The sequence below is a fragment of the Micromonospora sp. NPDC049282 genome (assembly GCF_043197045.1).
Classification (GTDB): domain Bacteria; phylum Actinomycetota; class Actinomycetes; order Mycobacteriales; family Micromonosporaceae; genus Micromonospora.
This window is the reverse complement of the sequence record NZ_JBICSL010000012.1, coordinates 88,974-109,853: the sequence shown is the minus strand read 5'-3', so window position 1 is coordinate 109,853 and position 20,880 is coordinate 88,974. Positions and strand designations below refer to the sequence as shown.

The 20,880-nt window shown below is 74.4% G+C and carries 22 protein-coding genes; 11 read left to right on the top strand and 11 right to left on the bottom strand.

Annotation, left to right across the window (positions count from 1 at the left end):
• The first annotated feature begins 173 nt into the window (after nt 1–173).
• Entirely contained in the window at nt 174–1,202 is a 1,029-nt protein-coding gene (locus ACGFI2_RS20035) for an SIS domain-containing protein (protein WP_393519038.1), read from the top strand.
• A gap of 24 nt (nt 1,203–1,226) precedes the next feature.
• Nucleotides 1,227–2,789, top strand: coding sequence for a histidine kinase N-terminal domain-containing protein (locus ACGFI2_RS20030; protein WP_393519035.1), 1,563 nt, complete (start codon nt 1,227–1,229; stop codon nt 2,787–2,789).
• Here ACGFI2_RS20030 and ACGFI2_RS20025 read toward each other — a convergent pair.
• Nucleotides 2,764–4,317, bottom strand: a complete 1,554-nt coding sequence (locus ACGFI2_RS20025) for a glycosyltransferase family 39 protein (protein WP_393519032.1) — start codon at nt 4,315–4,317, stop codon at nt 2,764–2,766. The genes ACGFI2_RS20030 and ACGFI2_RS20025 overlap by 26 nt on opposite strands.
• Before the next feature lie 551 nt (nt 4,318–4,868).
• Here ACGFI2_RS20025 and ACGFI2_RS20020 point away from each other — a divergent pair.
• From ACGFI2_RS20020 to ACGFI2_RS20005, 4 genes are read left to right on the top strand one after another with little or no spacing between them, the layout of a single operon-like run.
• Nucleotides 4,869–6,578, top strand: a complete 1,710-nt coding sequence (locus ACGFI2_RS20020; RefSeq protein ID WP_393519029.1) for a nitrite/sulfite reductase — start codon at nt 4,869–4,871, stop codon at nt 6,576–6,578.
• Nucleotides 6,575–6,733: a hypothetical protein gene (locus ACGFI2_RS20015; protein ID WP_393519026.1), complete on the top strand. Its 159-nt coding sequence runs from the start codon at nt 6,575–6,577 to the stop codon at nt 6,731–6,733. The genes ACGFI2_RS20020 and ACGFI2_RS20015 overlap by 4 nt, the downstream gene beginning before the upstream one ends.
• Nucleotides 6,730–7,494 carry a phosphoadenylyl-sulfate reductase gene (locus tag ACGFI2_RS20010; protein ID WP_393519023.1) on the top strand — a complete coding sequence of 255 codons (765 nt, stop codon included), beginning with the start codon at nt 6,730–6,732 and terminating at the stop codon, nt 7,492–7,494. Before ACGFI2_RS20015 ends, ACGFI2_RS20010 begins: the two co-directional genes overlap by 4 nt.
• Nucleotides 7,476–8,210, top strand: coding sequence for a sirohydrochlorin chelatase (locus ACGFI2_RS20005; RefSeq protein ID WP_393519020.1), 735 nt, complete (start codon nt 7,476–7,478; stop codon nt 8,208–8,210). Before ACGFI2_RS20010 ends, ACGFI2_RS20005 begins: the two co-directional genes overlap by 19 nt.
• Before the next feature lie 62 nt (nt 8,211–8,272).
• Here the strand turns inward: ACGFI2_RS20005 and ACGFI2_RS20000 are convergent, their stop codons facing one another.
• Together ACGFI2_RS20000 and ACGFI2_RS19995 are read right to left on the bottom strand one after the other, a co-directional pair.
• Nucleotides 8,273–8,530, bottom strand: coding sequence for a WhiB family transcriptional regulator (locus tag ACGFI2_RS20000; RefSeq protein WP_013288358.1), 258 nt, complete (start codon nt 8,528–8,530; stop codon nt 8,273–8,275).
• Between the two features lie 447 nt (nt 8,531–8,977).
• Entirely contained in the window at nt 8,978–9,928 is a 951-nt protein-coding gene (locus tag ACGFI2_RS19995; protein WP_393519017.1) for a diacylglycerol/lipid kinase family protein, read from the bottom strand.
• Nucleotides 9,929–9,971: 43 nt separating this feature from the next.
• On the opposite strand from ACGFI2_RS19995, the gene ACGFI2_RS19990 reads away from it, so the two are divergent.
• On the top strand, nt 9,972–10,376 hold the full coding sequence (locus tag ACGFI2_RS19990; protein ID WP_393519014.1) for a hypothetical protein: 405 nt from the start codon (nt 9,972–9,974) through the stop codon (nt 10,374–10,376).
• 7 nt (nt 10,377–10,383) lie between these two features.
• Here ACGFI2_RS19990 and ACGFI2_RS19985 read toward each other — a convergent pair whose 3' ends face one another.
• Genes ACGFI2_RS19985 through sodN form a run of 3 tightly spaced genes read right to left on the bottom strand, consistent with a single transcriptional unit; the run spans nt 10,384 to nt 11,749 of the window.
• Nucleotides 10,384–10,791 carry an ATP-binding protein gene (locus ACGFI2_RS19985; RefSeq protein WP_091068748.1) on the bottom strand — a complete coding sequence of 136 codons (408 nt, stop codon included), beginning with the start codon at nt 10,789–10,791 and terminating at the stop codon, nt 10,384–10,386.
• A gap of 32 nt (nt 10,792–10,823) precedes the next feature.
• Entirely contained in the window at nt 10,824–11,348 is a 525-nt protein-coding gene (locus ACGFI2_RS19980) for a GNAT family N-acetyltransferase (RefSeq protein WP_393519011.1), read from the bottom strand.
• Nucleotides 11,345–11,749 carry a superoxide dismutase, Ni gene (gene sodN, locus ACGFI2_RS19975; protein WP_393519009.1) on the bottom strand — a complete coding sequence of 135 codons (405 nt, stop codon included), beginning with the start codon at nt 11,747–11,749 and terminating at the stop codon, nt 11,345–11,347. The genes ACGFI2_RS19980 and sodN overlap by 4 nt, the downstream gene beginning before the upstream one ends.
• 53 nt (nt 11,750–11,802) lie before the next feature.
• On the opposite strand from sodN, the gene ACGFI2_RS19970 reads away from it, so the two are divergent.
• From ACGFI2_RS19970 to ACGFI2_RS19960, 3 genes are all read left to right on the top strand, one after another.
• Nucleotides 11,803–12,150: a S24/S26 family peptidase gene (locus ACGFI2_RS19970; RefSeq protein WP_393519006.1), complete on the top strand. Its 348-nt coding sequence runs from the start codon at nt 11,803–11,805 to the stop codon at nt 12,148–12,150.
• Between the two features lie 139 nt (nt 12,151–12,289).
• Nucleotides 12,290–13,465 carry an NADP-dependent malic enzyme gene (locus ACGFI2_RS19965; RefSeq protein ID WP_393519003.1) on the top strand — a complete coding sequence of 392 codons (1,176 nt, stop codon included), beginning with the start codon at nt 12,290–12,292 and terminating at the stop codon, nt 13,463–13,465.
• An 86-nt stretch (nt 13,466–13,551) separates the two neighbouring features.
• A complete protein-coding gene (locus tag ACGFI2_RS19960; RefSeq protein WP_393519000.1) occupies nt 13,552–14,505 on the top strand; it encodes a zinc-binding dehydrogenase in 954 nt (317 codons plus the stop codon).
• 53 nt (nt 14,506–14,558) lie between these two features.
• Here the strand turns inward: ACGFI2_RS19960 and ACGFI2_RS19955 are convergent, their stop codons facing one another.
• The 3 genes from ACGFI2_RS19955 to ACGFI2_RS19945 all read right to left on the bottom strand — a co-directional run bounded on the left by ACGFI2_RS19955 (nt 14,559) and on the right by ACGFI2_RS19945 (nt 17,274).
• Entirely contained in the window at nt 14,559–15,521 is a 963-nt protein-coding gene (locus ACGFI2_RS19955) for an alpha/beta hydrolase family protein (protein ID WP_393518997.1), read from the bottom strand.
• 100 nt (nt 15,522–15,621) lie between these two features.
• Nucleotides 15,622–16,155 carry a nucleotidyltransferase domain-containing protein gene (locus tag ACGFI2_RS19950; RefSeq protein ID WP_393518995.1) on the bottom strand — a complete coding sequence of 178 codons (534 nt, stop codon included), beginning with the start codon at nt 16,153–16,155 and terminating at the stop codon, nt 15,622–15,624.
• 87 nt (nt 16,156–16,242) lie between these two features.
• Nucleotides 16,243–17,274 carry an alpha/beta hydrolase gene (locus ACGFI2_RS19945; RefSeq protein ID WP_393518992.1) on the bottom strand — a complete coding sequence of 344 codons (1,032 nt, stop codon included), beginning with the start codon at nt 17,272–17,274 and terminating at the stop codon, nt 16,243–16,245.
• A gap of 160 nt (nt 17,275–17,434) precedes the next feature.
• On the opposite strand from ACGFI2_RS19945, the gene ACGFI2_RS19940 reads away from it, so the two are divergent.
• Entirely contained in the window at nt 17,435–17,611 is a 177-nt protein-coding gene (locus ACGFI2_RS19940) for a hypothetical protein (protein WP_393518989.1), read from the top strand.
• Between the two features lie 61 nt (nt 17,612–17,672).
• On the opposite strand, the gene ACGFI2_RS19935 is transcribed toward ACGFI2_RS19940, so the two are convergent.
• Together ACGFI2_RS19935 and pta are read right to left on the bottom strand one after the other, a co-directional pair.
• On the bottom strand, nt 17,673–18,782 hold the full coding sequence (locus ACGFI2_RS19935; RefSeq protein ID WP_393518986.1) for an acetate/propionate family kinase: 1,110 nt from the start codon (nt 18,780–18,782) through the stop codon (nt 17,673–17,675).
• Nucleotides 18,783–20,846, bottom strand: a complete 2,064-nt coding sequence (gene pta / locus ACGFI2_RS19930; protein WP_393518983.1) for a phosphate acetyltransferase — start codon at nt 20,844–20,846, stop codon at nt 18,783–18,785.
• Nucleotides 20,847–20,880: the final 34 nt, after the last annotated feature.

The following is a 20,880-nucleotide window of genomic DNA, read 5'->3' as shown; positions in this document are numbered from 1 at the left end:
GGCGGGTCTGTCGGTCAGCCGGGCCAGCGTAGGGGATCTTGCCAACCAATGGTGATCCGCTGCGCAGTAGTGCTCGTTGCTTTGCTCGAAGTGGTCGAAACGTGCAAGGCTGAGCATCGAACGCGCGGCAATCGCGCAGAAGGGGGTGCGGGGTGACCCGTCCAGGAGCCGGCATGGCAGCCGACATCGACGAGCAGCCGGCGGCCTACGAGCGGCTGCTCTCCACCGAGCACGCCACGGCGATCGCCGAGGTCGCGGCCGTCATCGCCGAGCGACGACCCCGCCACGTGGTCTTCACCGCCCGGGGCACCTCCGACCACGCGGCGCTCTACGCCGCCTACCTCACCGAGATCCGCCTCGGGCTGCCCGCCGGGCTGGCCTCGCCCAGCGCGATCACCGTCTTCGGCGCCCGCCCCGACCTCTCCGACGCGCTCGTCGTCGGCGTCAGCCAGAGCGGCGGCTCGCCCGACCTGGCCGAGGTGCTCCGGGTGGCCCGGGCCTCCGGCGCGCTCACCCTCGCGGTCACCAACAACCCCGACTCGCCGCTGGTGGAGACCGCCGAACTCAGCGTGGACGTGGCCGCCGGCCACGAGCGCGCGGTCGCCGCCACCAAGACCTACACCGCCGAGCTGCTCGCCCTGCTCATGCTGGTCGAGGGGGTACGCGCCGGCGACGGCGCACTGCCCGCCGAGGAGCGTGCCGCGCTGGCCCGGCTGCCCGAACTGGCCGCGCGCACCCTGGCCGACGACACCTCGGCCCGGCTCGCCCCGCGCTACCGGTTCGCCGCCCAGCTCGTCACCACCGGCCGGGGCTACGCGTACCCGACCGCCCGCGAGGCGGCGCTGAAGCTGATGGAGACGTCCTACCTGCCCGCGCTCGCCTTCTCCGGCGCCGACCTGCTGCACGGCCCGCTCGCCATGACCGACCCGGACGTGCCGGTGCTCGCCGTGGTCGGCTCCGGCCCCGGCGGCACCTCGATGCGCGAGGTGCTGCCCCGGCTCGGCGAACGCCGGGCCGACGTGGTGGTGGTCGGCTCCGCCGACGTGGGCACGATCCGGATGGCGGTGCCGGACGTCGACGAGCGGTACGCGCCGCTGCTCGACATCCTGCCGCTGCAACGGCTCGCGCTGGCCCTGGCGCTGGCCCGGGGCGAGGACCCGGACGCCCCCCGCGGTTTGAAGAAGGTCACCGCGACGATGTGAGCCCGGCGTGGCACGCTGTGGAGCGTGTCCACCCTCCGTGACCTCGCCGAGGAGCACACCGCGCTCCGGCCGGCCGACATCGACCACCTGCACCGCATCGCCGGTGACTGGCAGCTGCTGTCCGACCTGTCCTTCGCCGACCTGCTGCTCTGGGTGCCGGTGGACGGCGACGGCACCTTCCTCTGCGTGGCCCAGGTGCGCCCGACCACCGCCCCGACCGCCTACCTGGACGACCAGGTCGGCCGCATCGTCGGCGGCCCCGAGGTGGCGCACCTGGAGGTCGCCCACCGGCAGGGACGGATCTGGCGGGAGGGCGACCCGGTCTGGTACGGCGACGTGCCGGCCCGGCACGAGGCCATCCCGGTGCGGCTGCGCACCGGCGACGGGGAGAACGGCGAGGTCATCGCCGTGGTCGGCCGGGACACCAACCTCTCCACCGCGCGTACCCCGAGCCAGCTCGAACTGAACTACCTGACCACCGCGGACGACCTGGCCCAGATGATCGCCGACGGCACGTTCCCGCCGCCCCGGCACCCGGGCGAGACCACCTCGGCGCCCCGGGTCGGCGACGGCCTGGTGCGGCTGGACGCCAACGGCAAGGTCACCTACGCCAGCCCGAACGCGCAGTCCGCGTACCGCCGGCTGGGTTACGCCTCCCACCTGGTCGGGGAGGACCTGGCCAAGCTGCAGCGCCGGCTGGCCGGCGACCCCCTCGAAGGCACCGACGCGGGCAACGCGGTGCTCGCCGCGCTACGCGGCGAGGCCCCGCCCCGGCGGGAGATCGACGCGCGCGGCGCCACCATGCTGACCCGGGCGCTGCCGCTGATGCCCGCCGGTGTGCCGATCGGCGCGCTGGTGCTGGTCCGCGACATCACCGAGGTACGCCGCCGCGACCGCGCCCTGATCACCAAGGACGCCACCATCCGGGAGATCCACCACCGGGTGAAGAACAACCTGCAGACCGTCGCCGCGCTGCTGCGCCTCCAGGCCCGCCGGGTGGCCATGCCGGAGGCCCGGGTCGCGCTGGAGGAGTCGGTACGCCGGGTCGCCTCGATCGCGCTGGTGCACGAGACGCTCTCCCTGTCCAGCGACGAGGCGGTGGAGTTCGACGGCATCGTGGACCGGGTGGCCAGCGCCGCGACCGAGGTGGCCGCCACCGAGGTGACCGTCGGCATGCGCCGCCGGGGCAGCTTCGGCGTACTGCCCGCCGAGATCGCCACCTCGCTGGTGATGGTGCTCAACGAACTGCTGCTCAACGCGGTCGAGCACGGCTTCCCGCCGGCCGACGAGGAGGCCGAGCCCGCGCCGGCCGACGCGCCGCGACCCGAGGTGGTGGTCTCGGTGCACCGGCACCGCAAGCAGCTGCACGTCTCGGTCGCCGACAACGGCCGGGGCCTGCCCGGGCAGTTCGACGCCGAGCGCGGCGGCAACCTCGGGCTCCAGATCGTCCGGGCGCTGGTCACCGGCGAGCTGCGCGGCACCATCGAGCTGCGCAACGGCGCGGCCGGCGGCACCGAGGCGGTCCTCGTCGTCCCGCTGGCGCGGGGCACCACCGACCGCCTCACCGGGCGAGCAGGGCCACCGTGAGGCCCGGGCGGGGCCAGACCTGGCGGACCGTGAAGCCGTCGCGCAGCGCCTCGCCCTTGGCGCCGGGCACCGCCGCCAGCGGGTCCGTCCGGCGGCCGGTGACCACGAGCCAGACCCGGTCCACGCCGGCCAGGCAGCGGGCCGGGTTGGCGCACTCGGTGGCCCAGAGGCTCGCGTGCGCCCGCTGGTCGCGGACCACCAGCACGTCGCGCGGCAGCCGCGACCCCAGGTGGTACGCCAGCCCCAGGTCCGGGAAGAGCCAGCCGTCCCGGGGCGAGTAGACGATCGCGTCTCCCGGCCGCTCGCCGGCGCCGATGATCCCGGCCGCGCCCGCGTAGTCGACCGGGGCGCTGCGGGGCCACTCGTGGGTACGCCGCAACGCCGCCTGGTCGGGCAGGCCGAGCAGCCCGGCCAGGGCGACCACGGCCAACGCCGCCCCGAGCCGTGTTCCGGCCGGTCCGGTACCGGCCGGGTCCGTTTCGGGCGGGCCCGCGGTGGCGGGTCGGTTGCCGGTCGGCGTCGCTCCGGCCAGCGCGGCGCCGGCCAGCAGGCAGGCGAACGGCACGGTGAAGACCAGATAGCGGGTCACCCAGAGCGGCACCACCGTGCCGGCGGCGAAGAGCAGCAGCACCGGCAGCAGCACCGCCGCCCCGGGCAGCAGCGCCCGCCGGCCGAGCCGGGCCGCGCCGAGCGCGGCGAGTCCCAGCAGGAAACCGCCCACCACGCCGCTCTGCGCCAGCCCGCCGGGCAGCGCCGCCAGGTCGGGCAGGCGGGCCGGATCGACCCAGTCGAGCTGCCGGCCGCGCTGTCCCCGGGCGACCAGCGCCAGCGGGGTGACGAGCACGACGGCCGGCACCAGCGCCAGCAGCCACCGCGCGAGCACCCGCCGTCCCGGGTCGGAGGAATCGGGGCCGGCGGCGGCCGGACCGCGTGCGGCGGTCAGCAGGACCGCCACGGCGTGCGCGGCGAGCAGGGTGAGCGCGATCAGGTGGAGCAGGCCGAGCGCGGCGACCGCGATCGCGTACCCGGCCCAGCGCCGCCGGGACGGCCGGCTCAGCGCCTCGACCAGCAGCAGCGTGGCGAGCACGGCGAGCAGCGTCGCGAGCGCGTACGGGCGGGCCTCCTGGCCGTACCGCGAGGTGGCCGGCAGCACGGCGAACAGCAGCCCGGCCAGCAGCCCGGCACGATCGCCCACCAGCCGCGCGCCGAGCCGGGCGGTCAGCGCGGCGGCGGCCGCCATGGCGAGCGCGGAAGGCAGCCGCAGCGCCGTGGGTGAGGTGCCGGCCAGCGTGGTCCACCCGTGCATGAGCAGGTAGTAGGGCCCGGTGGCGGCGTCGATGGTGCGGGTCAGCCGGCCCAGGTCCGGCAGCGGTCGGGTGGCGGCGCTCCAGGTGGCCAGCTCGTCCCGCCAGAGCTGGGCGTGCCCGAGCCCGACCAGCGTGAGCGCCAGCGTGAGCAGGCCGGGGACCGCCCACACCGGCCAACCGAGGCGGGCTCGGGGCGGCGCAGGCTCGGCGAACGCGCTCACACCCCGCAGCGTCACACGCCCGCCCGCCCCCGCCCTCCCGCTCCGCCGATTCCACCCCGACCGGTCCCTCCACCGGCCACCCGCCGGTCGATCCCGGGCGGGATCCGGGCTCGGTCCGGGGGTTGGGGCGGGAGTTGACCAAGGAGTTCGCGTCGGCGGAGGGCGGAGTCCGTGACGCGAACTCCTTGATCACGGGCGGGGGTGGAGGAGTGACGCTGGTCACGAGGGGTGCGGGGTGGATGAGTGTCGATCGAGGTGGGGCGCCCGTGATGTGGGATCACGGGGTCGGGCGGTGGTCGGTGGTCCGGCGGTGTGGCAGCATGAGGCACATGACCGCCGCTGTCGTCCGCCGCTTCGTGGCCCGTCGCCACGTCGACTACGGCCGCATGCGCAGCGCGATCTGTCCGGCCCACTGACGACGCCCGACCCATCCGTCTCGGGCGCGTATCCGCGCCGGCCGTCATCGACATCGCCGTCCACGGCCCTCCCGAAGGGCCGGCCGTCGCGTCCGCGCTCCGCAGGCACCGCAGCAGACAACGGAGGACGCCGCGATGGCGGTCAGCAGCACCCCGACCCGCTCGGACCAATTGGCTCCCGCCGCCCGGGCGCCCCGTCGGCCGCGCGGCGAAGGCCAGTGGGCGCTCGGGCACCGCGAGCCGCTCAACCCCAACGAGCGGAACAAGAAGGACGACGACCCGCTGAACGTGCGGGCCCGGATCGAGACCATCTACGCCCACCGGGGCTTCGCCTCGATCGACCCGCAGGACCTGCGCGGCCGGTTCCGCTGGTGGGGCCTATACACCCAGCGCCGGGCCGGCATCGACGGCGGGCGCACCGCCGTGCTGGAGCCGCACGAGCTGGAGGACGAGTTCTTCATGCTCCGGGTGCGGGTGGACGGTGGCCAGCTCAACCTGGCCCAGCTCCGCGTCGTCGCGGACATCTCCCGCGAATTCGCCCGGGACACCGCCGACATCACCGACCGGCAGAACATCCAGTTCCACTGGATCCGGATCGAGGACATGCCGGAGATCTGGCGGCGGCTGGAGGAGGTCGGCCTGCAGACCACCGAGGCGTGCGGTGACTGCCCGCGGGTGATCTGCGGCAGCCCGGTGGCCGGCGTGTCGGCGGCCGAGCTGCTCGACCCGACCCCGGCGCTCGACGAGATCGTCGACCGGCACATCGGCAGCAAGGAGTTCTCCAACCTGCCCCGCAAGTTCAAGACCTCCATCTCCTGGCTGGCCGACATCCCGTACGAGGCGAACGACGTCGCCTTCCTCGGCGTCGACCACCCGGAGCACGGCCCCGGCTTCGACGTCTGGGTCGGCGGCGGTCTCTCCACCAACCCGATGCTGGCCAAGCGGCTCGGCGTCTGGGTGCCGCTGGCCGAGGTGCCGGACGTCTGGGCCGGCGTGGTCGGCATCTTCCGCGACTACGGCTACCGCCGGCTGCGCAACCGGGCCCGGCTGAAGTTCCTGGTCGCCGACTGGGGCCTGGCCCGGTTCCGGGAGGTCCTGGAGAAGGAGTACCTGGGCCGGACCATGCTGGACGGCCCGCCGCCGCAGCTGCCCGACCGGCCGATCGACCACATCGGCGTGTACCGGCAGCGGGACGGCCGCAACTACGTCGGGGCGGCCCCGGTGGTGGGCCGGGTCTCCGGCACCCAGCTCGCCGAGCTGGCCGACGTGGTCGAGGCGCACGGCAGCGGCCGGGTCCGGCTCACGCCGTACCAGAAGCTCCTGGTCCTGGACGTGGCGCCGGAGCGGACCGAGGAGCTGGTGACCGCGCTGCGCGGGATCGGCCTGGAGGCCCGGCCGTCGGCCTGGCGGCGCGGCACCATGGCCTGCACCGGGATCGAGTTCTGCAAGCTCGCCATCGTGGAGACCAAGCGGCGCGGCGAGGAGCTGGTGGCCCGGCTGGAGGAGCGGCTGCGCGACTTCGACGCCGACATCTCGATCCACCTCAACGGCTGCCCGAACGCCTGCGCCCGCACCCAGGTCGCCGACATCGGGCTCAAGGGCCAGCTCGTGGTCGGTCCGGACGGCCGGCAGGTCGAGGGCTTCCAGGTGCACCTCGGCGGCGGCCTCGGCATGGCCGCCGGGCAGACCGCCGGCTTCGGCCGCAAGCTGCGTGGCCTGAAGACCACCGCCGACGAGCTTCCGGAGTACGTGGAACGGCTGGCCCGCCGCTACCTGGCCGGCCGGATCGAGGGCGAGAGCTTCGCCAACTGGGTTGTCCGGGTCGACGAGGAGGAATTGCGATGAGTGATGCCCGATCCGCGCCTCTCTACTGCCCGTACTGCGGGGAGGAGGACCTGCGACCGCACGAGGCCGGGCACGGCGCCTGGGAGTGCCACGCCTGCGCGCGGGTCTTCTCGGTGCGGTTCATCGGCCTGCTGAGCCGGGCGGTGAACCGATGACCGGGCTGCTCTCCGCCGCCGGTCTGGGCCTGGTCGGCGCCGCCGCGACCGCTCCGGCGGACCCGGCCCGCCGGGGTCCGGAGGAGCTGCGCGCGCTGGCCGAGGAGGCCGGGCGGGAGCTGGCGGACGCGCCCGCGCTGGAGATCGCCCGCTGGGCGGCGCAGACGTTCGGCGACCGCTTCTGCGTGACCAGCTCGATGGCCGACGGCGTGGTGGCGCACCTGGCCTCCCGGGTCGCCCCCGGCGTCGACGTGGTGTTCCTGGACACCGGGCTGCACTTCCCGGAGACGCTCCGGGTCCGGGACGAGGTGGCCCGGCGGATGCCGGTGCGGGTCCGCTCGATCCGGCCCCGGATGACGGTCGGCCAGCAGGACGGCCAGTACGGCCCCCGCCTGTTCAACAGGTCCCCGGACGAGTGCTGCCAGTTGCGCAAGGTGGAGCCGTTGGAGCGGGCGCTGGCCGGGTACGACGCCTGGGCCGCCGGGCTGCGCCGGGACGAGTCGCCGACCCGGGCCAACACGCCGGTGGTCGCCTTCGACGCCCGGCGCGGCAAGGTCAAGGTGAACCCGATCGCGGCCTGGACGCAGCGCGAGGTCGACGCGTACGTGGCCCGCCACGACATCCCGGTCAACGAGCTGTTCGCCCGGGGCTACGGCTCGATCGGCTGCTGGCCGTGCACCCGCCGGACCAAGGCGGGGGAGGACCCGCGGGCCGGCCGGTGGGCGATGTTCGAGAAGACCGAGTGCGGGCTGCACACCTGACCGGTACGCCGCCGGTGGTGCTGGTGGCGCACGGCAGTCGCGATCCGCGTGCGGCGGAGGCGACCCGGGCGCTGGCCCGGGCGGTGGCGGCCACCTGCCCGGGCCGGTCGGTGCTGCCGAGCTGGCTCGACCACACCGATCCCGGGCCGGGTGACGTGCTGCGGCAACTGGCGGAGGCGGGACACTCCCGGGTGGTCCTGGTGCCGTTGCTGCTGACCGCCGCGTACCACCGGAAGGTGGACATCCCGGCGGCGGTGGCGACGGCCGGCACGGGCCTCGACGTGCGGGTGACGGAGGTGCTGGGGCCGACCGGCGGCGTGGTCGACGGCCGGCTGCTGGCCGCGCTGCGGCGCCGGCTGGCCGAGGCGGCCGGGGAGAACGCGGATGCGGTGGTGCTGGCCGCGGCCGGCACCCGCGATCCCGGGGCCCGTGCCTCGGTGGGCAGAGTCGCCGCGGCGCTCGGCGGCGAGCTGGACGTGCCCTGCCGCGTCTCGTACGCCTCGGCCGCGCCCCCGGAGGTCGGTGGCGCGGTGGCGCGGCTGCGCGCGGCGGGCGCCCGCCGGGTCGCGGTGGCGGCCTACTTCCTGGCCCCCGGCCGGTTCCACGACGGGGTACGCGCGGCGGCCCGCTCGGCCGGCGCGGTGGCCGTCGCCGACCCGCTCACCGACCTGCCGGAACTGGCCGAGCTGGTGCGTCAGCGGGTGGCGGCGGGCTGAGCGACCCGGACAGCGCGACGCCCCGGCCGGAATCCCGGCCGGGGCGTTCGCGCGTGTGTGGGTCAGGCGGAGTGAGCGCGCAGCACCCGGAGACCGCCGCGGCGCTTCACCGCGCGGCGCTCCTCCTCGCTCATCCCGCCCCAGACGCCGGCGTCCTGACCGGACTCCAGCGCCCACTGCAGGCACTGGTCGGTCACGGGGCAGCGCCGGCAGACGGCCTTCGCCTGCTCCACCTGCAGGAGGGCCGGACCGGACGTCCCGATCGGGAAGAACAGCTCCGGGTCCTCGTCGCGGCAGACCGAATCGTGGCGCCAGTCCATGGCGGCAACACTCCTCATTATTAGTGGATGGCCAGATAACGTTTCGTTGCTATTCCTATATGCATCCGCATTGCCGAGAGGTGACGGTCAGCATCCGTCAATTCGGCGCTGCGTGAGCAGGCTGTGGGGCCCTGGACCTGCTGGAACAGCTCAACCTGCCGAGCATATCCAGGCAATGTCCCGGTAACACGAGTTCGCTTGTGAATACTTTCACGACCTACAGCGATGTCAAGGGTGGCGCTCGGAAAAACTCCGAACCGTGAGCGGGCTCACCACCCATTTGTCCCGGTTTGCGAGGGCTCTCGTTACCCGGCGTGCCACAGTCGAGGATCAATATAGTACGGTCTGCGTGACGTTGCTGACATTTCCGGCACCCTTCCTCGGCGTGGCGGCCACCTCACCGTGCGCGGTGGGGGGCCCGCGTCAACCAACGGGGATACCCGAGACCTAGCAGATTACTCTCAGTGCGGCCGGCACGGAGGTGAATCTGACTTTTTCCCGTTCGCCGAGATAGTCGCCGTCCAGCTGGAATGGCAGCGGACGCGTCGTGACCAGCGTGAACTCCGACAGGTCGTGCAACCGGAGCACCTGCTTGCCGTGTGGATCGGGCTGCCGGGAGAAGAACTGGGTCACCGTCCGTGCGGTGCTGGCCACCTTGAGCTGCCGGATGGCGAGCACGTCGAGCCCGAGGTCGAACGACGCCCCCGGATTCGGATTGATCTCCCGGTCGCCGAGGTAGGTCCACGGCGCGGTGTTCTGGATGATGGCGGTCGCCAACCCGGTCGCCGCAGCCTCGCCCGGACGCTCGAGCGTGATCGAGGGGTGACGGCGGTCCGAGCCGACGAAGTACTGGCTCGCCGTGGAGCGGAAGTAGAGCGCCGGGGTGGAGACGCGCCCCCGTTTGCGGGCCTGTTCCACCCGGCGGATGACGGCCGCGTCGAGCCCGAAGCCCGCGCAGAACGTGAAGTAGCGGTCGTCCGCCCGGCCCAGCCCGATGGTGCGCGACCGGCCCAGCCGCAGCCCCTCCAGGATCATGCTGGTGCCGTCCGGCCACTCCCGTGGCAGGCCGAGGGCGCGGGCGAAGACGTTCGTCGAGCCGCCCGGCACGGTGGCCAGCGCCGGCAACCGCTCGGCCGAGGTCGGCCCGGTGCGGAACGTCGGCGGCTCCGCCGCCATCAACCCGTTGACCACCTCGTTGACCGTGCCGTCGCCGCCGAGCGTGACCACCAGGTCGACGCCCTCCTGGGCGGCCTCCCGGGCCAGGTCCATGGCGTGGCCCCGTCGGCGGGTGTAGCGCACCGACAGATCGACTTCACTGCGCAGTGCCCGGACCAGTACGTCCCGGCTGCGCTCGCTTGTGGTGGTGGCCTTCGGATTGACCACCAGGACGGCCCGCATGGGCGGCACATTACCGCGCCTACCCACCGGTATCGTGGCGGCCGTGACGATCGACTCCGACCCGGTCCCCGGCCCGCTCCGCGCGGCGGTGCTCCTGCTGCGCGCCGAGGCGGTGGCGCTCGGGCTGGTCGCGGTGTGGCTGATCTGGTCCGACCTCACCGCCCGCAGCACCGACCTGACCTCGGCGCTGCTGGTGACCGTCTTCGCGGTCGCCGGTGCGACCGCGCTCTGGGCGCTCGGCGGCGCGCTGTCCCGGCGGCGGGCAGCCGCCCGCGCACCGGCCATCGTGCTCCAGCTCATGCTGCTGCCGATCGGGTGGTACATGATCCAGGGCGGGATGGCCTGGCTCGGGCTGCCGCTGATGGCGCTCGGGCTCGGCGTCGTCGGGCTGCTGGTCAGCGGCCCGGCCAACCGAGCGCTCGGCTTCGGCGACCCGGCCGGCCGGTAGCCGCCGGTCAGAAGCCGCCGGAGCGGCGGGTCAGCAGCGAGATGGTGGCCCGGCCGTCGGCCGCCCGGGCCCCGGCCGAGGTGGTCAACGCGGTGAGCACCTTCCAGGCGAAGGACGACTCGGACGGAAGCGTGGCCCCCCGCACGGTGGGCACCGTCACCTCGACGGTGAGCGCGTCCTCGGTGACCGCGAAGCGGCACTCCAGCTCGGCGTCGCGGGTGGCGATGGCGAGCAGCATGGCGCACGCCTCGTCGACCGCGATGCGCAGGTCCTCGATCTCGTCGAGGGCGAACTGGAGCCGGGCCGCGAGCCCGGCCGTGGCGGTGCGGAGCACGCCGAGGTAACCACCGTCGGCGGGCACGGTGAGGTGCACGACGTCGTCATCCGTCGTCGGCTGCCCGGTCAGTTGAGTCACGCCTCATCCCCCCGGTGCGGGACTCTACCCGGTCAGGTGGCCGGGCGGGTGGGTGCGGGCGTCGACAGCGCGGCGAGATCGCGCAGAGCGGCCCCGGCCAGCCGGTACGGCGTCCACTCGTCCATCGGCGTGGCGCCGATCGCGGCGTAGAAGCGGGCCGCCGGGTTCCAGTTGATCATCCACCACTCGAGCCGCTGGTAGCCGCGCTCGACACAGATCGCGGCCAGGGCGGCCAGCAGCAACCGACCGGCGCCGGTGCCCCGGGCGTCCGGCCGGACGTAGAGGTCCTCCAGGTAGACGCCGTGCACGCCGGCCCAGGTGGAGAAGTTGAGGAACCAGAGCGCGAAGCCCACCGGCTCGTCCGAGGCGTCCACCGCGACGTGCCCGAACAGCGCCGGGTTCCCGCCGAAGAGCGCGGCGTGGAGCTGGTCGGCGGTGAGGTGGCACTGCTCCGGGGCGCGCTCGTACGCGGCGAGTTCGTGCACCATGGCGACGACGGCCGGCACGTCCTCGGGACGTACCGGCCGGATCGTCGGTGCCGTGGCGGGCGAGGTCACGCCTGCTTGGTCTCCCAGAAGATCTTGGAGATCTCGTCGATCTTCGAGAGCAGCTCGTCGGCCTTGGCCGGGTCGGTGCCGCCCTTGGCGCCGGCCGCGCCGGCCAGCTTGGTGGCCTCGTTGAAGAGCTGGTGCAGGTGCGGGTACTTCTCGAAGTGCTGCGGCTTGAAGTAGTCGGTCCAGAGCACCCACAGGTGGTGCTTGACCAGGTCGGCCCGCTGCTCCTTGATCAGGATGGCGCGGGTGCGGAACTCCGGGTCGGTGTTCGCCTGGTACTTCTCGCAGATCATTTTGACCGACTCGGCCTCGATCCGGGCCTGGGCCGGGTCGTAGACGCCGCAGGGCAGGTCACAGTGGGCACTGGCGATCGTACTGGGCATGAGGATGCGAGGAAGGCGCATCAGGGTCCTCCACGGGATGTTTGCGATGATCCAGGACGACATTACTCCTGGAGATGCTTTCCGGCGGGCGGGAGGTGAAACCCGTGCTACCCGTGCTGATCACCGGTCCGTCCATGTCGCCGACGCTGCGCCACGGGGACGCGGTGCTGGTCCGCACCGGTGGCCGGCCGGTCCGCCCCGGCGACGTGGTGATCGCGGTCTTCCGCAGCCGGCCCGACCTGCTGGTGGTGAAGCGCGCGGTCGAGCCGCGCGACGGCGGCTGGTGGCTGCGCGGCGACAACGACCTGGTCACCGACGACTCCCGGGCGTACGGGGTGGCCGACGTGCAGGGCCGGGTGGTGGCCCGCTGGTGGCCGCGCCCCGGCCGGATCAGGGGCGGGCAGGGGTGGTCGTGGATATGACCCCGCTCACATCCTGGGAGCCGGTGCGTGACTATGCTCGGAAAGTGCCCGGGTGACCCCCGCACCGCCGCCCCGCCGGTCGCTGACCACCGCCGACCGCGCCGGCCGGTCCGTCTGCTCGACAGATCCTGGAGTCACCATGTCTGCGTCCACCCCGGACCCCGCCGATCCCGTCTTCCGACTGCACGTCGGCGGCAAGATGGCCGTCGCCTCCACCGTGCCGCTGACCAGCCGGGAGGACCTCTCCCTCGCGTACACCCCGGGGGTGGCCCGGGTCTGCGAGGCGATCGCCGCCGACCCCGACCTCGCCGACACCTACACCTGGGTGTCGCACACCGTCGCCGTGGTCACCGACGGCACCGCCGTCCTCGGCCTGGGCAACATCGGCCCGCGTGCCGCGCTGCCCGTGATGGAGGGCAAGGCGGTGCTGTTCAAGCAGTTCGCGGGCGTGGACGCGGTGCCGGTCTGCCTGGACACCCAGGACGTGGACGAGATCGTCGCGGCGGTCCGGGCGATCGCGCCCTCGTTCGGCGGGATCAACCTGGAGGACATCAGCGCGCCGCGCTGCTTCGAGGTGGAACGCCGGCTCGACGAGGCGCTGCCCATCCCGGTCTTCCACGACGACCAGCACGGCACCGCGATCGTGGTGCTGGCCGCGCTGCGCAACGCGGCGACGCTGCTCAACCGTAAGCTCGGCGACCTGCGGGTGGCGGTCAGCGGCGCCGGCGCGGCCGGCGTGGCGGTCACCAAGATGCTGATCGCCGGCGGCGTCGACCCGGCCCGGGTGGTGGTGTGCGACTCCCGCGGCATCATCGGCCGGCACCGCGAGCTCACCGGCACCAAGGCCGAACTGGCCGACCTCACCAACGCGGAGGGCCGCCAGGGTGACATCACCGAGGCGCTGCGCGACGCGGACGTGCTGATCGGCGTCTCCGGCGGCCAGATCCCCGAGGCGGCGGTGGCCGGCATGGCCCCCGGCGGCATCGTCTTCGCGCTGGCCAACCCCACCCCGGAGGTGCACCCCGAGGTGGCCGCCCGGCACGTCGCGGTGGTCGCCACCGGGCGCAGCGACTACCCGAACCAGATCAACAACGTGCTCGCCTTCCCGGGCGTGTTCCGCGGCGCGCTGGACGCCGGCGCCACCCGGATCACCGACGCGATGAAGGTGGCCGCCGCCGACGCCATCGCGGGCGTGGTGGCCGGATCGCTCACCGCGGACGCGATCGTGCCGTCCCCGCTCGACCCGCGCGTCGCCCCCGCGGTGGCCGAGGCGGTCGCCGAAGCCGCGCGGCGCGACGGGGTCGCCCGCCGCTGAGGGGGTAAGGAAGGGGCCCTTCTTATCGCCTTTTGCATAGGAAGGGCCCCTTCTTAACGGCCGCTCAGCTTGTTACCGTGCCGATCATGCGTGCTGCCTATGCCTCGGCCTTCGACGTCGACAACCCGCTCGCCGCGCTCGCCGTCGGCGACCGTCCCGAGCCGACCCACCCGCAGGACGACTGGGTCACCGTGCGGGTGCGGGCCAGCTCGCTCAACCACCACGACCTCTGGTCGCTGCGCGGCGTGGGCCTGACCGCCGACCAGCTCCCGATGATCCTGGGCTGCGACGCGGTCGGCACCGACCCGGACGGCAACGAGATGGTCATCTACCCGGTGGTGCCCACCCCGGGCGATCCGCGCGGGGTCTCCATCCTCTCCGAGCGCTTCCCGGGCACCTTCGCCGAGCTGGTCGCCGTACCCCGGATGAACCTGCTGCCGCTGCCCGACGGCCTGTCGCCGACCGACGCGGCGTGCCTGCCCACGGCCTGGCTCACCGCGTGGCGGATGCTCACCACCCGCGGCCGGGTCGCCGACGGCGAGTCGGTGCTGGTCCAGGGCGCCGGGGGTGGCGTGGCCACCGCGGCGGTCGCGCTCGGCGTCGCGCTCGGCAAGCGGGTGTACGCGACCAGCCGCGACGCCGCCAAGCGGGAGCGGATCGCCGAGCTGGGCGCCACCGCGCTGGAGCCCGGCGCCCGGCTGCCGGAGCGGGTCGACGTGGTGATCGAGACGGTCGGCGCGGCCACGTTCGACCACTCGCTGAAGTCGGCCGCCCCGATGGCCCGGATCGTGGTCTCGGGCGCCACCGCCGGGCACGAGCCCAAGGTCAACCTGCGTCGCGTCTTCGCCATGCAGCTGGAGATCCTCGGCACCTCCATGGGCACCCCGGACGAGCTGGCCGAGCTGCTCGCGTTCTGCGCCGAGCACGGGGTCCGCCCGGTGGTGGACCGGGTGGTGCCGTTCAGCCGCATCGAGGAGGCGTTCGCGCGGCTGCACTCCGGCGAGGTCTTCGGCAAGGTGGTCGTCGACCACACGGCGTGAGGTGTTGAGCGGGGCCCCCTCCGCTACCAGAGGCGTTGACAGGGGGCCCCGCCTTACAACCGGTCGTCGAGGGTGGCGACGCCGCCACGGGTGGCGTCAGCCGGGAGTCGCTTCTTCGCCGCCGGGTCGCCGTAGAGCGTCCAGCGGAGGAACTCGACAGTGGTGTCGGCGACCACCCGCAGCGCCCTGCCGTCGCCCAGCAACGCCCGGCCGTGGTCGCCCTTCGGCAGGCTGAGCATCGCCTTCGGCCACGGCACCGCGTCGAAGACGGCCTTGCCGGCGGCGTACGACACCACCTCGTCCGCCTCGCCGTGCACGAACATCTGCGGCGCGGCGGCGCCGGCGAACGCGGTGCCCACGCCGAGCGCCGTGCCGGCGAAGACGATCCCGGCGTCCAGCCGCTCGTCCCGGCCCGTGGTGAACAGCCCGATGGTGGTCACGCCGCCGGCGCTGTGCCCGGTCGCGGCCACCCGCTCCGGATCCAGCCGGCCACGCAGCGGGTCGCCCGCCGTCTCGCCGAGCGCGAGCACCCGGGTCAACACGTACGAGACGTCGGCCGGCTGGTTGAGCACGTCCAGCGGGTTGCCGTCGCCGCCCCGGCCGGTGTGCGGGAAGCGCGGCGCGGCGACCACGAACCCGGCGGCCGCCCAGCGGGTCAACAGCACCCGGTAGTCCTCCGGCCGGGCGCCCAGGCCGTGGCTGAACAGCACCACCGGGAACCGCCCGGTGGCCGCCGGGGCGGACCGCTCGGCCGTGCCGCCGGCCGCGCCCGTCGCCGGGTACCAGAGCGTCACCGGCAGCGGCCGGTCACCGTCGCGGTTCAGCTTCACCTGGCGTACGCCGACCGCGAAGCTCTTCGTGGGCGCCTTGCCGGCGGGTACCCGCGGGGCGGGCGTGGTGGCCTGCGGTGGGGCGCCGGGAGCGGGCCGCCCGGCCGGGGCGGTCGGCTCCGAGCAGCCGGCCAGACCGGCGCCGAGCAGGGCGGCGGTGACCAGGGCGACGGAACGACGGCGCATGACCCCGATTGTGCCTCGCGATTCTAAGGGAGGGGTCCCCTCTTGACGCGTGCGGTAGAGGCGGGCCCCTTGTTCACACCTTGTGCGGGCGGTGGGCGGGTCAGCCCGCCGGACGGTGGGCCCGCGACGCCCGCAGGCGGGCCAGGTCGGTCGCGTCCTTGGCGCGACGAGGACGCTCGGGCATCCAGACCGGGAACATCTCCTTGAACTCGATCTGGGCGGTGACACTGATCACCGGCGCCACGAGCGACCCGATCCGGCCGGGCGGGGCCGTCAGCATCCCGTCCGGCAGGGCGGTGCCGGCCCACGGCCCGGCGCCGACGACCACCCGGCCGGCCGGGTCCCGGTCCAGGTAGGCGAAGCTCAGCTCCACGTCGCCGCGGAGCAGGTCGAGCTGCTCGGCGGCCGGCATCCGCGGGTCCGGGCGCCAGCCCTGCCCGCCGAGCCGGGCGGCCAGCCGGTCGGCGTCGTGCCGCCAGCAGTACCAGTCGACGTCGACGTGCGGGCGGCTCACCGCGCCGAGGTGGAAGTCCATCGCCCAGCCACCGCGCAGCCAGACCTCGATCCCGGCCGCGCCGGCCAGGTCGACGACGTCCCGGATCGCCTCCAGTTGCCGCCGCTCCCGTTCGTCCATCTCGGCGAGTTTAAGGCGGGCCCCTTCTTGACGCCTGCGGTATAGGAGGGGGCCCCGCTTGACACCCGCCGTCCGAGCGAGCACGCCTCAGGTGGGGAAGGCGCGGGTGGTGAACCTGGTGGTGTCCGGCGCGGCGGAGTCGGCGGGGAGGCGGCGCAGGGCCGCCCGGTCGCCGTAGAGCGTCCAGCGGAGGAAGTCGGTGGTGGTGGCGATCACCTGGGCGAAACCGGGACGCCCCGGGGTGAGGTATTCCCCGTGTCCCTGCCGGAGCAGGCTGAGGAAGGCGGCCGGCCCGAGACAGCGGGCGTACGCGGCCCGACCGATCGACTGCGGGACGATCCGGTCGGCGGCGCCGTGCACGAACAGCACAGGAGCCAGCGGCCGGACCGGGCCGACGACCGACCGGCCCCCGGCGATCACGATGCCCGCCCGCAACGGAACCGGTGGCGCGGACGCGAACATGCCGAGGGTGGTGTGGCCGCCCGCCGAGTGCCCGGCGGCGGCGAGCCGGTCCATGGCCAGGTGCGCGCCGAGCGGATCACCTGCGCGGGTGCTGAGGCGGACGAGGTGGCGGACCAGCCGCCAGGCGTCGGCCGGTTGGTTGCGGACGTCGTCGCGGCTGAAGGTCCGGGCCCTCCGGTTCGTACGCGGATAGGTGGGCGCGACCACCACCAGGCCGGCGGCCGCCCAGCGGCTGGTCAGCGGCGCGTGCAGCGCGGGCAGGCTGCGCAGCCCGTGGCTGTAGACGACCACCGGGAAACGTCCGGCGGCCACCGGCGCTCCGGCCCACACCGTCGGCCCGGTCTGCGTGGCGGGGCTCGGCGCGACGGCCGGTCGACCCGGTCCGGCCCGACCGGGTGGGGACGGCGTGGGCGCCGAGCCGGTGGGGGCGTCGGCGGCCGGACCGGGGGAGGGCGGCAGGTCCACCGGGTACCAGACGGTGACCGGCAGGGGCCGGGGGCCGTCCGGGTCGACGGTGAACTGCAGGATCCCCACCGCGTACGGGCGCTCGGGCGCGGGGCGGACGGCCGCCGGGACCGGGTCGGAGGTGGCGACGGCCGGCCCGCAGCCGGCCAGCAGCGCCGTCATCAGCGCGGCCACCAGCCGCTGCCCCCTCACCCCTGCACGGTAGGCAGCCGAGTGGGCCGTGCGCGCCCGCCGTCCGGCCGGGCGGAGCCTCCACCGACCGGGCGGGATCACCGGAGCGGGTCGCCCGGGTTCGTGGGCACCGGCCCGGCGGGGCTACGCGGGCCCGGCCGGTTTCGCTAGGGTCACGCGCATGACTGAGAACTACACCGATCCGAGCGGCAACACGGCGCAGTTCCGTGCCTTCGTCGACGCGCCCGAGTCGGCCCCGGCGTCGTCGTCCGCCCCGTCCCGGCTGCCGCTGATCGCCGGCGTCGGCGTGGCCGTCGTGGTCGTCGTCGCCCTGGTCGCCTGGCTCGCGCTGGGCTGAGCCCGTCCGCACCGCGCCGGGCGGGGACCAGGCGAGCCGTCCGCATCGCCCCGGGCGGGGATCAGGCGAGCACGTCGCGGGTCTCGCGGGCGATTTCCCGCTCCTCGTCGGTGCCGACCACCAGCACGGTGACCTCCGCGCCCTCGGGGGAGACGACCCGGTCGCCCGTGCCGTCGTTGCGGGCCGGGTCGACGGCGATGCCGAGCCGGTCCAGGCCGGCCAGCGACGCGGCCCGGACCGCCGCGGCGTGCTCGCCGACCCCGGCGGTGAAGGCGATCGCGTCGACCCGCCCGAGCAGCGCGTAGTACGCGCCCACGTAGCCGGTGATCCGGCGGCAGTAGACGTCGAACGCCAACGCCGCCGCCGGGTCGCCGGCGTCCCGGCGGGCCAGCACCTCGCGCATGTCGTTGACGCCGGTGAGCCCGAGCAGGCCGCTGCGGTGGTTGAGCAGGTCGTCGATCTCGTCCACGCCCATCCCGCCCTCGCGGCGCAGGTGGAAGATGACGGCCGGGTCGAGGTCGCCGCTGCGGGTGCCCATCACCAGCCCTTCCAGCGGGGACATGCCCATCGAGGTGGCGACGCTGCGGCCACCCCGCACCGCGCACGCGCTCGCCCCGTTGCCCAGGTGCAGCGTGATGGTGTTCAGGTCGTCGTACGGCCGGTCCAGCAGCTCGGCGGCCCGCCGCGAGACGTACGCGTGCGAGGTGCCGTGGAAGCCGTAGCGGCGCACGCCGTAGCGTTCCGCGGTGGCCCGGTCGATGGCGTAGGTGGCGGCGGCCTCGGGCAGCGTGTGGTGGAACGCGGTGTCGAAGACCGCCACCTGCGGGGTGTCCGGCAGCGCCTCCCGGGCCACCCGGATGCCGGCCAGGTTGGCCGGGTTGTGCAGCGGGGCGAGCGGGACCAGTTCCTCGATCGCGGTGACGACCGCGTCGTCGATCAGCACCGGGGCGCTGAACCGCCGCCCGCCGTGCACCACCCGATGCCCGACGCCGGCGAGCCCGGTGAGGTCGAGCCGGTCGATGATCTCGCGGACCGCGCTCTCGTGGTCGGCCGGCCCGCCGCCCGCCTCACCGATCCGCTCCACGGTGCCCTTGTCGAGGACGTCGTCGCCGTCGTACAGCCGGTACTTGACCGACGAGGATCCGGTGTTGAGGACCAGGATGCGGCTCATCTAAGACGCCTCCGTGGCGGCCTGGATGGCGGTGATCGCCACCGTGTTGACGATGTCCGGCACGGTGGCCCCCCGGGACAGGTCGTTGACCGGCCGGCGCAGGCCCTGCATGACCGGACCGACCGCCACCGCGCCGGCCGAGCGCTGCACCGCCTTGTAGGTGTTGTTGCCGGTGTTCAGGTCCGGGAAGATGAACACGGTGGCCCGGCCGGCCACCGGGCTGTCCGGCAGCTTGGTGGCCGCGACCTGCGGGTCGATCGCCGCGTCGTACTGGATCGGGCCCTCCACCAGCAGGTCCGGCCGGCGTTCCCGGACCAGCTTCGTGGCCGTCGCGACCTTCTCCACGTCCGCGCCGGCGCCGGAGCTGCCGGTCGAGTAGGACAGCATGGCCACCCGTGGCTCGATGCCGAACCGGGCCGCGGTGTCGGCCGAGGAGATGGCGATGTCGGCGAGTTGGGCGGCGTCCGGGTCCGGGTTGACCGCGCAGTCGCCGTAGACCAGCACCCGGTCGGCGAGCAGCATGAAGAAGACGCTGGACGCGACCGAGACACCGGGCACGGTTCGGATGATCTCGAAGGCCGGGCGGATGGTGGCGGCCGTGGTGTGGGTGGCCCCGGAGACCATCCCGTCGGCGCGACCGGCCTGCACCATCATCGTGCCGAAGTAGTTGGGCTGCGCCACGATGTCGTGTGCCAGCTCCACGGTCACGCCCCGGTGCGCGCGCAGCTTCGCGTACCCGGCGGCGAACTCGTCCCGCCACTCGCTGGTCGTCGGGTCGACCACCTGCGCGTCGCCGACGTCGACACCCAGCTCCCGGGTCCGCCGGGCGATCTCGTCCGGCCGGCCGAGCAGGGTCAGGTCGGCGACGCCCCGCCGTAGCAGCACCTCCGCCGCGCGCAGGATCCGCTCCTCGGTGCCCTCGGGCAGGACCAGCCGGCGGCGTCGGGCCCGGGCTCGGTCGATCAGGTCGTTCTCGAACATCAGCGGGGTGACCCGCGCGGAGCGGGTGACCCGCAGCCGGCGGGCCAGGTCGTCGGTGTCCACGCACCGCTCGAACGCGCCCAGCGCGGCCTCCACCTTGCGCGGGTTGGCCGAGCTGGGGCGTCCCTCGATCCGGCTGGACGCCTCGACCGTGTCGTAGCTGTCGCTGGTCACCGAGAGCACGGCCAGCCCGGTGTTCATCCGCTCGACCAGTCGCATGGCCCGCGGGTCGGGCTGCTCGCCGAGCGTGAGCACCAGCCCGGCCAGCGAGACCTGCCCGGCCACGTGTGCGGCGCCGGCGGCCACCAGCAGGTCGGCCCGGTCGCCGGGGGTGATCACCAGCGCCCCGTCGGTGAGGTGGTCGAGCAGGGTCGGCACGTGCGCGGCACCGACCACGTAGTCGAGCACGTCGCGGTCCAGCGCGGCCTGGTCGCCGGCGAGCCGGGTGGCGCCGAGCGCCGCCGCCACCTCGGCCACCGTCGGCGCCGACACGGTCGGCACCTCCGGGATGGCGTACGCGGGGACCGGCAGCTCGGGCGGCGCCGTCGGCTCGGGCACCCGGTTGGCGACCACCGCGACCACCGTCGCGCCGAGGTCGGCCAGATCGTGGTACGCGCCACGCATCGCCGCCGCGATCGTCTCGGGCGGCTGCCCGAACCCGTCGACCACGGGCACCACGACACTGCCGAACTCGGTCGCGAGGCGGGCGTTGAAGGCCAGCTCGCGAGGGCCGGCGCCGTCGCCGTCGGCGAAGTCGCTGCCCACCACCACGACGGCGGGGCAGCGCCGCTCCACCTCCCGGTAGCGGGCCACGATCCGCGAGATCAGCTCCTCCCGCCGGCCGTTCGCGACCAGGTCGGTGGCCTCGGCGTACGTCGCGCCGTGCAGTTCGTCGACCGGCAGCTCCACCCGGTAGCGGTCGGTGAGCAGGGCCAGGATCGGGTCGGTGCCGTCGCCGGCGACCAGCGGCCGGAACGCGGCTATCCGGCCGACCTGCCGGGACAGCAGCTCGGCCAGCCCGAGGGCCAGGGTCGACTTCCCTCCGCCCGAGCCCACGCTGGTCAGGTACACGCTGCGCGCCACGCCCCCACGCTACAAGATCGCCCGTACCCCCGCC

Coding starts and splice junctions, on each gene's coding strand:
- ACGFI2_RS20035 (WP_393519038.1), top strand. CDS start 174: ATGGCAGCCGACATCGACGAGCAGCCGGCGGCCTACGAGCGGCTGCTC.
- ACGFI2_RS20020 (WP_393519029.1), top strand. CDS start 4,869: ATGGCGGTCAGCAGCACCCCGACCCGCTCGGACCAATTGGCTCCCGCC.
- ACGFI2_RS20015 (WP_393519026.1), top strand. CDS start 6,575: ATGAGTGATGCCCGATCCGCGCCTCTCTACTGCCCGTACTGCGGGGAG.
- ACGFI2_RS20010 (WP_393519023.1), top strand. CDS start 6,730: ATGACCGGGCTGCTCTCCGCCGCCGGTCTGGGCCTGGTCGGCGCCGCC.
- ACGFI2_RS20000 (WP_013288358.1), bottom strand. CDS start 8,530: ATGGACTGGCGCCACGATTCGGTCTGCCGCGACGAGGACCCGGAGCTG.
- ACGFI2_RS19995 (WP_393519017.1), bottom strand. CDS start 9,928: ATGCGGGCCGTCCTGGTGGTCAATCCGAAGGCCACCACCACAAGCGAG.
- sodN (WP_393519009.1), bottom strand. CDS start 11,749: ATGCGCCTTCCTCGCATCCTCATGCCCAGTACGATCGCCAGTGCCCAC.
- ACGFI2_RS19970 (WP_393519006.1), top strand. CDS start 11,803: ATGCTTTCCGGCGGGCGGGAGGTGAAACCCGTGCTACCCGTGCTGATC.
- ACGFI2_RS19965 (WP_393519003.1), top strand. CDS start 12,290: ATGTCTGCGTCCACCCCGGACCCCGCCGATCCCGTCTTCCGACTGCAC.
- ACGFI2_RS19960 (WP_393519000.1), top strand. CDS start 13,552: ATGCGTGCTGCCTATGCCTCGGCCTTCGACGTCGACAACCCGCTCGCC.
- ACGFI2_RS19955 (WP_393518997.1), bottom strand. CDS start 15,521: ATGCGCCGTCGTTCCGTCGCCCTGGTCACCGCCGCCCTGCTCGGCGCC.
- ACGFI2_RS19950 (WP_393518995.1), bottom strand. CDS start 16,155: ATGGACGAACGGGAGCGGCGGCAACTGGAGGCGATCCGGGACGTCGTC.
- ACGFI2_RS19940 (WP_393518989.1), top strand. CDS start 17,435: ATGACTGAGAACTACACCGATCCGAGCGGCAACACGGCGCAGTTCCGT.
- ACGFI2_RS19935 (WP_393518986.1), bottom strand. CDS start 18,782: ATGAGCCGCATCCTGGTCCTCAACACCGGATCCTCGTCGGTCAAGTAC.